This is a genomic window from Rhizobium sp. TBD182, from assembly GCF_001950375.1.
GTDB lineage: Bacteria > Pseudomonadota > Alphaproteobacteria > Rhizobiales > Rhizobiaceae > Agrobacterium > Agrobacterium tumefaciens.
Genome location: NZ_BDLN01000005.1, coordinates 103,043 through 115,336, shown reverse-complemented (window position 1 = coordinate 115,336; position 12,294 = coordinate 103,043). Strand labels below are relative to the sequence as shown.

Annotated in this window: 10 protein-coding genes; 9 read left to right on the top strand and 1 reads right to left on the bottom strand. The window is 58.9% G+C overall.

The window, feature by feature from the left end; genetic code table 11:
• The 6 genes from murD to T18_RS16465 all read left to right on the top strand — a co-directional run bounded on the left by murD (nt 1) and on the right by T18_RS16465 (nt 7,129).
• Entirely contained in the window at nt 1-1,410 is a 1,410-nt protein-coding gene (murD, locus tag T18_RS16490) for a UDP-N-acetylmuramoyl-L-alanine--D-glutamate ligase (RefSeq protein WP_038491619.1), read from the top strand.
• A gap of 4 nt (nt 1,411-1,414) precedes the next feature.
• Nucleotides 1,415-2,569, top strand: a complete 1,155-nt coding sequence (gene ftsW, locus T18_RS16485) for a putative lipid II flippase FtsW (RefSeq protein ID WP_003513223.1) — start codon at nt 1,415-1,417, stop codon at nt 2,567-2,569.
• Between the two features lie 6 nt (nt 2,570-2,575).
• Nucleotides 2,576-3,712 carry an undecaprenyldiphospho-muramoylpentapeptide beta-N-acetylglucosaminyltransferase gene (gene murG / locus T18_RS16480; RefSeq protein ID WP_038492885.1) on the top strand — a complete coding sequence of 379 codons (1,137 nt, stop codon included), beginning with the start codon at nt 2,576-2,578 and terminating at the stop codon, nt 3,710-3,712.
• Nucleotides 3,709-5,124 carry a UDP-N-acetylmuramate--L-alanine ligase gene (murC, locus tag T18_RS16475; RefSeq protein WP_038491615.1) on the top strand — a complete coding sequence of 472 codons (1,416 nt, stop codon included), beginning with the start codon at nt 3,709-3,711 and terminating at the stop codon, nt 5,122-5,124. Before murG ends, murC begins: the two co-directional genes overlap by 4 nt.
• The gene (gene murB, locus T18_RS16470; RefSeq protein WP_003513214.1) at nt 5,121-6,086 is read left to right on the top strand and encodes a UDP-N-acetylmuramate dehydrogenase; all 966 of its coding nucleotides are present in this window, start codon (nt 5,121-5,123) and stop codon (nt 6,084-6,086) included. The genes murC and murB overlap by 4 nt, the downstream gene beginning before the upstream one ends.
• A 200-nt stretch (nt 6,087-6,286) precedes the next feature.
• Nucleotides 6,287-7,129: a GGDEF domain-containing protein gene (locus T18_RS16465; RefSeq protein WP_233284922.1), complete on the top strand. Its 843-nt coding sequence runs from the start codon at nt 6,287-6,289 to the stop codon at nt 7,127-7,129.
• Nucleotides 7,130-7,198: 69 nt separating this feature from the next.
• Here the strand turns inward: T18_RS16465 and T18_RS16460 are convergent, their stop codons facing one another.
• Nucleotides 7,199-8,503 carry an MFS transporter gene (locus T18_RS16460; RefSeq protein ID WP_003513212.1) on the bottom strand — a complete coding sequence of 435 codons (1,305 nt, stop codon included), beginning with the start codon at nt 8,501-8,503 and terminating at the stop codon, nt 7,199-7,201.
• 542 nt (nt 8,504-9,045) lie between these two features.
• On the opposite strand from T18_RS16460, the gene T18_RS16455 reads away from it, so the two are divergent.
• Genes T18_RS16455 through ftsA form a run of 3 tightly spaced genes read left to right on the top strand, consistent with a single transcriptional unit; the run spans nt 9,046 to nt 12,220 of the window.
• A complete protein-coding gene (locus tag T18_RS16455; protein WP_038491609.1) occupies nt 9,046-9,972 on the top strand; it encodes a D-alanine--D-alanine ligase in 927 nt (308 codons plus the stop codon).
• Nucleotides 9,960-10,892, top strand: coding sequence for a cell division protein FtsQ/DivIB (locus tag T18_RS16450; RefSeq protein ID WP_003513210.1), 933 nt, complete (start codon nt 9,960-9,962; stop codon nt 10,890-10,892). The genes T18_RS16455 and T18_RS16450 overlap by 13 nt, the downstream gene beginning before the upstream one ends.
• Nucleotides 10,889-12,220 carry a cell division protein FtsA gene (ftsA, locus tag T18_RS16445; protein ID WP_003513208.1) on the top strand — a complete coding sequence of 444 codons (1,332 nt, stop codon included), beginning with the start codon at nt 10,889-10,891 and terminating at the stop codon, nt 12,218-12,220. Before T18_RS16450 ends, ftsA begins: the two co-directional genes overlap by 4 nt.
• The last annotated feature ends 74 nt before the right edge of the window (nt 12,221-12,294 follow it).

Here is a 12,294-nt window from a genome sequence, read left to right as displayed (position 1 = left end):
ATGATCCCGGTCTCGTCGTTCAGAGGTAAGAAGGTCGCGCTTTTCGGGCTTGGCGGTTCGGGCCTTGTCACGGCCCGGGCGCTGGTTGCCGGCGGGGCGGATGTTGTTGCTTTCGACGATAATCCCGACAGCGTCGCCAAGGCTGAGGCCGAAGGGATAACGACGGCTGATCTTCGAACGATAGACTGGCATTCCTTTTCGTCTTTCGTGCTCGCACCCGGCGTGCCGCTAACGCATCCGAAGCCGCACTGGTCGGTCGATCTTGCCCGGGCGGCGGGTGTCGAGATTATCGGCGATATCGAGCTTTTCATTCGCGAGCGCCGGGCGCATGCGCCGGATTGCCCCTTCATCGCCATCACCGGCACGAACGGCAAATCCACGACGACCGCACTGATTGCCCATATCCTCAAGGCTTCGGGCCGCGATACACAACTCGGCGGCAATATCGGCACTGCCGTGCTGAGCCTCGATCCGCCGAAAGCGCAACGTTTCTATGTCGTTGAATGCTCGTCCTACCAGATCGATCTGGCGCCGACGATCAATCCGACGGCCGGCATTCTGCTCAATCTGACGCCCGACCATCTCGACCGGCACGGCACCATGCAGCATTATGCCGATGTCAAGGAACGGCTTGTGGCGGGCAGTGGCACGGCAATTGTCGGCGTTGATGACAGCTATTCCACGCTGATCGCCGACCGCATCGAGCGTGCCGGCGTGAAGGTGGAGCGCATTTCCAAGCGCAATGTCGTTTCCGAAGGTCTTTATGCCGAAGGCAGCCGCATCCTGCGGGCGCATGGGGGCAAGTCCTCGCTGCTGGTCGATCTCGACGGCATCCAGACGCTTCGCGGCAGCCACAATGCCCAGAATGCAGCGGCTGCAATTGCCGCATGCCTTGCCGTCGGCGTTTCCGAAGAGGACGTTCGCGCAGGTCTCAAGTCCTTCCCCGGCCTAAAACATCGCATGCAGCCGGTCGGTCGGCGCGGCAATGTCACTTTCGTCAATGACAGCAAGGCAACCAATGCCGATGCAGCAGCACCGGCCTTGTCGAGCTATGAGCGCATCTATTGGATCGCGGGCGGTCTGCCGAAGGCCGGCGGCATTGCCAGCCTTGCGCCCCTGTTTCCGCGCATCGCCAAGGCTTATCTGATCGGCGAGGCCGCGGCGGAATTTGCAGCGACGCTCGGCGAAGCCGTGCCTTATGAAATATCCGGCACGCTGGACAAGGCGGTGCAGCATGCGGCGGCGGATGCGGAAAAAGATGCGACGGCCGGCAATATCGTGATGTTATCCCCGGCTTGCGCAAGCTTCGACCAATATAAGAACTTTGAAATCAGAGGTGATTCGTTCGTCGCGCAGGTTGCGGCGCTCGATGGCGTGACGATGCTCGTTCACTCTGGAAAAGGGGGCTGAGGCCATGGTAAGCCGAGTTGATCGCGGTCCGGTCGCGGAATGGTTCTGGACCATCGACCGTTTCTTTCTGGCGGCGTTCATCGCGCTGATGGGCATCGGCCTGATGCTGTCATTTGCGGCATCGCCGGCGGTTGCCGAACGCATCGGTCTCAACAGCTTCTTCTTCGTGGAACGTCAAGCGATGTTCATGGTGCCTTCGCTGGCGATCATGATCGGTCTTTCCTTCCTGTCGCCGCGTCAGGTCCGGCGCGTGGCGGTGATGATGCTGATCGCGTCGCTGCTGATGATGATTTTCGCGCTGTTCTTCGGTATCGAGGTCAAGGGCGCACGGCGCTGGATTTCCATCGGCAGCTTTTCGATCCAGCCATCGGAATTCATGAAACCCGCCTTCGTCATTGTCTGCGCCTGGCTGTTTGCCGAACGCGCGCGCCACCCCGAAATTCCCGGTAACCTCTTTGCTATCATCACCTTCGGTATCGTGGCGGCACTTCTGATTGCCCAGCCCGACTTTGGCCAGACCATCCTGACATCGGTGGTGTGGGGCGGCATGTTCTTCATGGCCGGTGTTCCGTGGTTCTGGATCATCGTGCTCGGCGGCCTCGGCGTTCTCGGCATCGTCTCCGCCTATCTGCTCCTGCCGCACGTCGCCGGCCGTATCGACCGTTTCTGGACCGGTGAGGGTGATACCTTCCAGGTGGATACGGCGCGCGAGGCGATCATTCGTGGCGACTGGTTCGGTCGCGGCCCGGGTGAGGGCATCGTCAAGCGTATCATTCCCGACAGCCATACCGACTTCATCTTCTCGGTGGCGGCGGAAGAATTCGGCATTGTTTTCTGCATGTTCCTTGTGGCGATCTTCGCCTTCATCGTGTTGCGCGGCCTCTCGCACGCCTTCAGGGAAAAAGACGATTTCTGCCGCTTTGCCGTGGCCGGTCTGGTCCTGCAGATCGGCATGCAGTCGATGATCAATATCGGCGTTAATCTGGAGCTGATGCCCGCCAAGGGCATGACGCTGCCGCTGATTTCCTATGGTGGTTCGTCGATGATGGCGATCTGCGTCACGGCAGGCTTCCTTCTGGCGCTGACACGCCACAGGCCGGAAAAGAGGGCGCAGGAGCGCAGCTTCTTCCGCGTCGGTTCCGGCGTTCCTGCGGAGTAAATGATCATGAGCAAGGGTATTGTTCTGCTCGCCGCCGGGGGTACCGGCGGCCATGTCTTTCCAGCCGAGGCCTTGGCGCACACGCTGAAAGCGCGCGGTTATCAGGTGCATCTGGTCACCGACAGCCGTGCCGAGCGTTATGCGGGCAAGTTTCCGGCGGAAGAAATTCACGTCGTTCCATCCGCCACCATTGGTTCGAAAAACCCGATTTCCGTGGCGCGTTCGCTGTGGAAGCTGTGGACGGGGCTGCGTTCAGCGCGCCGGCTGATCACGAAGCTGAAGCCGGTTGCGGTCGTTGGCTTTGGCGGTTATCCCACCGTGCCGCCGCTGCTTGCCTCGACCGGGCTTGGTGTGCCATCGATCATTCACGAGCAGAATGCGGTGATGGGTCGTGCCAACAAGGCGCTGGCGGCCCGTGTGAAGGCGATTGCCGGCGGTTTTCTGCCGCCCGCCAACGGCCAATATTCCGACAAGACGGTTGCGACCGGCAATCCCGTGCGCCCGGCGGTGCTGGCGGCGTCAGAGATACCCTATACGCCTTCGCAGACCGGCGAGACGTTCCAGCTCGTGGTTTTCGGCGGCAGCCAGGGAGCGCAGTTCTTTTCCAGCGCGGTTCCGGCGGCGATCTGCCTGTTGAAAGACGAGCAGCGCAAGCGCATCGTCGTGACCCAGCAGGCGCGCCCCGAAGACAAGGACAGCGTGATCTCCTCGTATCAGAAGCTGGGCGTGAAGGCGGATGTCTCGCCTTTCTTCGGCGACATGGCCTCGCGCATCGGTGAGGCCGATCTGGTCATCAGCCGTTCGGGTGCGTCGACGGTATCGGAGCTTTCGGTGATCGGCCGACCCGCGATCCTCGTGCCTTATCCGCATGCGCTGGATCACGATCAGGCGGCCAATGCGGCAGCGCTTTCGGCAGCCGGCGGTGCAAGCGTTATCAAGCAGTCGGAACTGTCGCCGCAGAAGCTCTCCGGCCTTCTGTCCTCGGCGCTGTCCGAGCCGGATCGCTTGTCCGCAACGGCGGCGGCGGCCAAGGCGACAGGAAAACCGCATGCGGCGGATGTGTTGGCCGATCTGGTCGAGGCGATTGCGAGCGGAAAGTCCGTACAGGAATTCAAGAAGAACATTGAAGGAGTTGAGGCATGAAGATGCCGAAAGCCATAGGCCTTGTCCATTTCATCGGCATAGGCGGGATCGGCATGAGCGGCATTGCCGAAGTGCTTCACAATCTCGGTCATCGCGTACAGGGCTCCGACCAGGCCGACAGCGCCAATGTGCAGCGCCTGCGCGACAAGGGCATCGAGGTCTTCGTCGGCCACACGGCGGATAATCTCGGTGATGCCGAGGTCGTGGTCGTTTCCACCGCGATCAAGAAGAACAATCCGGAGCTGATCGCCGCGCGGGAAAAACACCTGCCGATCGTCCGCCGTGCCGAAATGCTGGCCGAACTCATGCGTTTCCGTAACGCCATTGCCATCGGTGGCACGCACGGCAAGACCACGACGACCTCGATGGTCGCGACCCTGCTTGAAGCCGGCAATCTCGACCCGACCGTGATCAACGGCGGTATCATCAACGCCTATGGCACCAACGCCCGCATGGGCGAGGGCGAGTGGATGGTGGTGGAGGCCGATGAATCCGATGGCACATTCCTGAAGCTTCCGGCCGATGTGGCCGTGATCACCAATATCGACCCGGAACATCTTGACCACTACGGCAATTTCGACGCCGTGCGCGCTGCTTTCCGGCAATTCGTGGAGAATGTTCCGTTTTACGGCTTTGGCGTCATGTGTCTCGATCATCCCGAGGTGCAGGCTCTGGTTGGGCGTATCGAAGACCGTAAGGTCATCACCTATGGTGAGAACCCACAGGCCGACGTGCGTTTTTCGAATGTGCGCATCGATGGCACACGGTCTATCTTCGATGTGGAAATTCGCCGGCGCCGCACCGGCAAGATATTCTCCTTCACGGACCTCGTCCTGCCGATGCCCGGTCGCCACAATGTTTCGAACGCAACGGCTGCGATTGCCGTCGCCAATCGTCTCGGTATTTCGGAAGCGGACATCAAGAAGGGCCTTGCCTCCTTTGCCGGCGTCAAGCGTCGTTTCACGCTGACGGGCGAAGCCAATGGCGTGCAGGTCTTCGACGATTACGGCCACCATCCGGTTGAGATCAAGGCTGTGCTCGCGGCTGCGCGCGAAGCCTGCAAGGGCCGCATCATCGCCGTGCACCAGCCGCACCGCTACAGCCGCCTTTCCAGCCTGTTCGATGATTTCGCGCATTGTTTTAACGATGCCGATACGATTATTCTTGCTCCGGTCTATGCAGCGGGCGAAGATCCGATCGAGGGCGCAAGCTCGGAAGCGCTGGTCTCCGCAATCAAGGCTGCCGGCCATCGCGATGCCCGTTTTCTCGAAAAACGGGAAGATCTCGCGTCAGTGGTTGCAGGCATTGCGAATCCGGGCGATTTCGTGGTTCTCTTGGGGGCCGGAAATATCACGCAATGGGCGGCAGCGCTGCCTTCGGAATTGAAGAGCATATCAGGAAAGTCTGAATGAGACAGGTCGATGGGGTTAAATTGCTGGGGAGGCTCGGCGACGGGGTAAAGGAATTGCGGGGACGTCTGACACCGGATGCGCCCATGGACCGCGTGACGTGGTTCAGAGCCGGCGGTCTTGCGGAAGTCATGTTCCAGCCGCACGATACCGACGATCTGGTTACATTCCTGAAAATCCTGCCGGAGGACGTGCCGTTGACCGTGGTCGGTGTCGGCTCGAACCTTCTGGTGCGCGATGGCGGCATTCCAGGTGTCGTCGTCCGTCTTTCCGCCAAAGGTTTCGGCTCGGTGGAGCTTTCGGGTGAAAACCGCATCAAGGCAGGCGCGATCTGCCCGGACAAGCATATTGCCGCGATGGCCATGGATAATGGCATTGGCGGTTTCCATTTCTATTACGGTATTCCCGGCTCCATCGGCGGCGCGCTACGCATGAATGCGGGCGCCAACGGCGGTGAAACGCGTGAGCGTGTCGTGGAGGTTTATGCGGTGGACCGTCAGGGCAACCAGCATGTGCTCTCCAATGCGGATATGGATTACAGCTATCGCCACTCCGGCGCCGATGCTGGTCTGATCTTCACCGGCGCCCTGTTTGAGGGTTATCCGGAAGACCGCGCGAAGATCCGCGCCGATATGGACGCCGTGCGTCACCACCGCGAAACCGTGCAGCCGATCCGTGAACAGACCGGTGGATCGACCTTCAAGAACCCCGAAGGTCATTCCGCCTGGGAACTGATCGACGAAGCGGGCGGTCGCGGTCTGGTCATCGGCGGTGCGCAGATGTCATCGCTGCATTGCAATTTCATGATCAATACCGGCCATGCGACCGGTTACGATCTGGAATATCTGGGCGAGACCATTCGCAAGCGCGTGTTCGAGAAGTCGGGCATTCGGCTGGAGTGGGAAATCAAACGGCTTGGGCTTTTCATGCCGGGTCGTGAAGTGGAGCCCTTCCTCGGCGCCTGAAAATTGCGATGCCTCGCGATTGCCATGAGCAACTGCGTTAGCCGTTTCATATCTCTCCTGGCAGCACCAAGCGGCCAGGAGTTTTTGTTTCATATCACCCTTGGCGACGGGTAACGGTCGATCAATAGTTTTTATCTATAAGCAGTATTTAGATTACGGGAGAGGCAGCGTTGCGCCACTCTACTGCTTGGGTGATATTTATGAGCATTTTCATTGCCGATCGCGTAAGCGGACAGCTGTCACGTTTTATAAGCGAACTCGTCGCGATAACGACTTTCACCGTGGCGACACCGGATGGATGGCGTCGGCTTGACCCGGTACAGTCATCATTTCGATTGGCTTGCCTGATCGCTTCCATAGCCGCCGTTATCTGTGTCGTTGCGATCCTGACGATGGCGCAGTTGGACCTGGTCTCGGACTTGAGCAATGGGCTCACGATCGGCCTGGTCCTTAGTACGACAATCTCTTTCACCGTCGGTTTTTTAATTTGCTGGCTCAATGCGAGGCAGATGCAGTTACTGATCCAGTCACACGAGCGTTTTGCGCAGCTCAGCCAGACTGATGCTCTGACAGGTCTTCACAACCGGCTAGGTCTTTATTCGAATTGCGTTCATCTGAGTACGCCATATTGCGTCGCATTTATCGACATTGATCATTTTAAGTCCGTGAATGACAGCTACGGCCATTTGGCTGGTGACATGGTTATCTCCAGTGTCGCTAAGACAATTCGGGAAGGTTTCGATGAAGCCGCTCATGTGGCGCGGATGGGCGGTGAAGAGTTTGTCGTTGTCCACACCCTTGCCCCGGATCGGTTCCTGGAACAGTGCGAAGGCATCCGTGAGAAGATCGCGACGACAACGGTTCATTTTCAGGATTTGCAGATCAGTACCACCATCTCGATAGGTGTGGCCTTGCGCGGGAACAGGGAGATTTTTGAGAAGGTCATGCACAATGCGGATATGGCGCTCTACGAGGCGAAACGTAGCGGGCGTAATCGCATCTGTTCGTCGGGCGCGAAAGGTGGCCGTCAAATTATCGCTTGAGGATCATCACAGACGAAAAAAGGCCGCGAAAGGTGATTCCGCGGCCTCGATCTTTTAGTGGCCTGTCGCTCAGACTTCATCCTTGCGGGACAAAAGAATGCAGGCGAGCGTGATGAGGGCGGATACGCAGAGGTAATATCCGACATATCCCATGCCGTAATTCACCTGCAGCCATGTGGCGATGTAGGGTGCCAGCGATGCGCCGAAGATGCCGGCCATGTTGAAGGTGATGGACGAGCCGGTGTAGCGCACCCTTGTCGGGAAGGGGGCGGCAAGCGCCGTTCCAATCAGGCCGTAGGTCATGCCCATCAGCGTCATCGCAAGAGCCGCGAAGATGAAGATCGAACCTTCGCCGCCTGTCATCAGGGTAGGCAGCAGGAACGAGAACAGGCCGATCAGCACCGTCGTCAGGATCAGGATTTCGCGACGGCCGAAGCGCTCAGCGAGCTTGCCGGCGATCGGGATGAAGATGCCGAAAACGATGGAGCCCATGATCTGCACTTCGAGTGCGTCGAGGAACGGGATTTTCAGAACCTTGACGTTGTAGGACAGCAGATAGGCGGTACCGATATAGAACAGCACGAAGGTAGCCAGCGCCACGAAAGTGCCGAGCGCGAGGCTGCGCTTGTGGTTGCGGAACAGTTCCACGACCGGCACGGCAACACGTTCTTCCTTTTCGATTGCCTTCTGGAAGGCAGGCGTTTCGGTGATCGACAGACGAACCCACATGCCAACCGCGATCAGGATGATCGAAGCGACGAAGGGAATGCGCCAGCCCCAGCTCAGAAGCGCTTCCTGCGACATGAAGTGCAGCAGGATCCAGAAGACGCCGGAGGAGAGGAACAGACCGACGGGCGCGCCGAGCTGCGGAAACATCCCGTACCAGCTGCGCTTGCCGGGAGGAGCGTTTTCCGTGGCCAGCAGGACCGCGCCGCCCCATTCTCCGCCAAGACCGAAGCCCTGACCGAAGCGGCAAAGCGCCAGCAACAGAGGTGCCAGAACACCGGCTGTCTCATAGGACGGCAGAAGGCCGATCACGACCGTCGATACGCCCATGGTCAGCAGAGCGGCGACAAGCGTAGCTTTACGGCCGACGCGGTCACCATAATGGCCGAAAACGACGGCGCCGAGCGGGCGGGCGAAAAAGGCGATGGAGAAGGTGGCGAAGGATGCCAGAAGTGCCGTCATCGGATCATTGTTCGGGAAGAACAATGTCGGAAACACGAGCACTGCGGCCGTGGCGTAAACGTAAAAATCGAAAAACTCGATGGTCGTGCCGACCAGGCTGGCAGTGAGAACTCGTGCAGGCGAATTTGTCTTTACAACGTTCGAATTGCCAGCTGTCGGCGATACCGGAGATATCGCGTCAGTCATGGTTTTGGTCCCATTTTTGGATGATTGCATGTCATGCCTTGGGAGGCATTGACTGCGTTAACGCAATTTTTGTTCTTTTGGAATGCTAAAAAAGAAATAATGCGGACAATGTGATCGGCTGGTGCGACAGGGACCGCAGCGTGTGCGAGGACGCAGTCTCAAGATTGAGAGACTGATTCAGGCGACGGATTTAAAATGCTGAAACGTCAGATAATTTTCGCTGGGGAAAAGCGTCATCCGTTAACGTTTTCGCCTTGTGTTTATCATGGATAGAAGTGTGCGGCACCCTCGTTGTATTTCCGATCATTGAAAACCTGCATGTTGCAATCCGTCCAACTCTCTGATTCCAAGGAGGTAATTCGGATCGATGCTGATTCTTTAATGGAACTGGCATGTTGGGCGCGGCGGTTAACGAAAGTAAACGATTCATTAACCTTAATGGCGTTTAACTGATCTCAAGGATCATGTGCCAGAATCACCGTTCGTCAAATTCGGTTGGTTCCGGTGTGGATCGTAGCGGAGATTTGGTGTCAGAGGTATCGATGGGCGGCAAGCACGTAGCTGTTCTTTTGGGTGGGTTTTCGTCGGAGCGGCCGGTCAGCCTCTCGTCCGGGAACGCTTGCGCGCTCGCCCTTGAGGGCGAGGGGTACAAGGTCACCCGGGTCGATGTGGGGCGCGATATCGCCGCCGTACTCGGCGAGCTGCGCCCGGATGTCGCCTTCAATGCGCTGCATGGCCCCTTCGGTGAAGACGGCACCATTCAGGGCATTCTCGAATATCTCGCCATTCCCTATACCCATTCCGGCGTGCTCGCTTCTGCACTTGCCATGGACAAGGCGCAGGCCAAGAAAGTGGCTGCGGCTGCTGGCATTCCGGTGGCTGACGAACGCGTCATGAACCGGTTCGAATTCACCAGCGAACATCCGCTTGCGCCGCCCTACGTCGTCAAGCCGGTGCGCGAAGGCTCGAGCTTCGGTGTGGTGATCGTCAAGGAAGACCAGTCGCATCCGCCGCAAATCCTTACCTCGTCCGAATGGCGTTACGGCGACCAAGTCATGGTCGAGCGTTACATCCATGGTCGCGAACTGACCTGCGGCGTGCTCAACGGCGAGGCGCTAGGTGTGACGGAAGTGGTGCCGCTGGGTCACAATTTCTATGATTATGACGCTAAATACGCAGCCGGTGGCTCAAAGCATGTCATTCCGGCAGAAATTTCACCAAAAATTTACCAAAAAATTCAAACACTGGCGGTTATGGCGCATCGGGCGATCGGGTGCCGTGGCGTAAGCCGTTCAGACTTTCGTTACGACGACCGCTTCTCAGAAGATGGCGAAGTTATCTGGCTTGAAGTGAATACGCAGCCGGGCATGACGCCGACCTCCCTGGTGCCGGAAATGGCGGCCCATGCTGGCCGCTCCTTTGGTAACCTTGTCAGCTGGATGGTGGAGGACGCTTCGTGTTTGCGGTGACCGGCAAAAAGTCGACGGCAAAAAAGCGCGAGCAATTCGTGGCGACGGCAAATGCCGACGATCGCAGGGTGCTGCCGCGTCCGCTGCGTCGTTTCGTGCGTTTCGGTGTCAGCCTTGCGACCGGACGCATCCACATTCCCGCCCATACCGGCACGATTTCGGCTGTTGCCTTTTACGCGGTGATCGGGCTTTACGGCATGTCGCTTGGCGGACATACGAATATCGTCACCCAGACCACGACCTCGGCCGCCGGTTTTGCGGTTGAGGACGTCAAGGTATCCGGCAATTTGCAGACATCGGAAATCGAAGTCTTCCAGCTTCTCGGCCTTGACGGCAGCACCTCCCTGATTGCGCTTGATATCGATGCGGCACGCCGCAAGCTCGTCCAGCTTCCCTGGGTCGAAGATGTCGATATCCGCAAGGTCTATCCGAAGACGGTTGAGGTTCGCCTGAAGGAGCGTGAAGCTTTCGGCATCTGGCAGCATGGCACGGAACTGTCGCTGATCGAAAAAAGCGGCAGCGTGATCGCGCCGCTGCGTGACAATAAATTTGCCGCCCTGCCGCTTTTCGTCGGACGTGACGCGGAAACGGGTGCTGCCGGTTTCGTCGCGCAACTGGCCGATTGGCCGGAAATTCGCAACCGCGTTCGCGCCTATGTTCGCATTGCCGGCCGCCGCTGGGATCTGCATCTCGACAACGGCATCGTCGTCAAGCTGCCGGAAGAGAACCTGCCGCAGGCACTGCAATTGCTGGCACGGCTCGATCTCGAGGAAAAGGTTCTGTCGCGTGATGTCGCTGCCGTCGATCTGCGTCTGACGGACCGCACAACGATCCAGTTGACCGAAGGTGCAGCAGAGCGCCGCCAGACGGCGGTAGATGCACGCACGAAGGCACTCAAGAAAGCGGAGAAGAACACATGAGCTTTTTTGGTTCTTCCCATTTCGGCCTGCCTCGTCTGAAGCCGCTGTCTTCCAAGCGCAGCCACATCGTCTCGGTGCTCGACATCGGCTCGACCAAGGTCGTTTGCATGATCGGACGGCTGACGCCGCGCCAGGAAAGCGAAATCCTGCCGGGTCGCACCCACAAGGTGGAAATCATCGGCATTGGTCACCAGCGCTCGCGCGGTGTGAAATCCGGCGTGATCGCCGATCTTGACGCGCTCGAAGGCGTGATCCGTCTTTCGGTGGATGCGGCCGAGCGCATGGCAGGCCTGACCGTCGACAGCCTGATCGTCAATGTTTCCGCCGGCCGGCTGGCAAGCGACATCTATACCGCGAGCATCGATCTCGGCGGACAGGAAGTCGAAGCAAGCGACCTGCGCAAGGTTCTGGTGGCGGCGAGCCAGCAGTCCATGCGTCAGGACCGGGCGATCCTGCATTCGCTGCCAACAGGCTATTCGCTGGATGGCGAGCGAGGCATTCGTGATCCGCTGTCGATGTATGGCGATCTTCTCGGTGTCGACATGCATGTGGTGACTGTCGAACGCACGGCGCTGAAGAACCTCGAGCTTTGCGTCAATCGCGCGCATCTCTCGGTCGAGGGCATGGTGGCGACGCCCTATGCCAGCGGTCTTGCGGCATTGGTCGATGACGAGGTCGAGCTTGGCTGTGCGGCCATCGACATGGGCGGCGGCACCACGACGATCTCGGTTTTCGCCGAAGGCCGTCTCATTCATACCGACGCGATCGGCCTTGGCGGTCATCACGTTACGACAGATCTTGCACGAGGCCTCTCGACACGAATCGAAGATGCGGAGAGACTGAAGGTGGTGCATGGTTCGGCTTTGCTGAATGGCGCGGATGAGCGCGACATGATTTCGATCCCGCCGATTGGCGAAGATGATCGCGATCAACCATCGCAAGTTTCAAGGGCACTTGTTACCCGCATCGTGCGGGCGCGTATCGAAGAGACGCTGGAATTGATCCGTGATCGTATCCAGAAGTCCGGCTTCAGCCCCATCGTCGGCAAACGTGTTGTCCTGACGGGCGGCGCGAGCCAGCTGACGGGGCTGCCGGAAACGGCACGGCGCATTCTTGCCCGCAACGTTCGTATCGGCCGCCCCATGGGGGTTGCGGGTCTTCCGGTTGCGGCAAAGGGACCGGCATTTTCAACCGCATGCGGACTGATGATCTATCCGCAGGTAGCGGACATCGAAATTCATGCGGCGCAAGGCGGAATGTTCTCGCCGTTTGGTACGGGTAGCGGCCGGATAGCCCGGGTAGGGCAATGGCTGAAAGAGAGTTTCTGAGTAGCCTCGTGGCGTGAGCCTGAGGTTTCCAAGTTGAGTTTTCAAGAATCGGCCAGCGGGGCGATGCGGCCAGA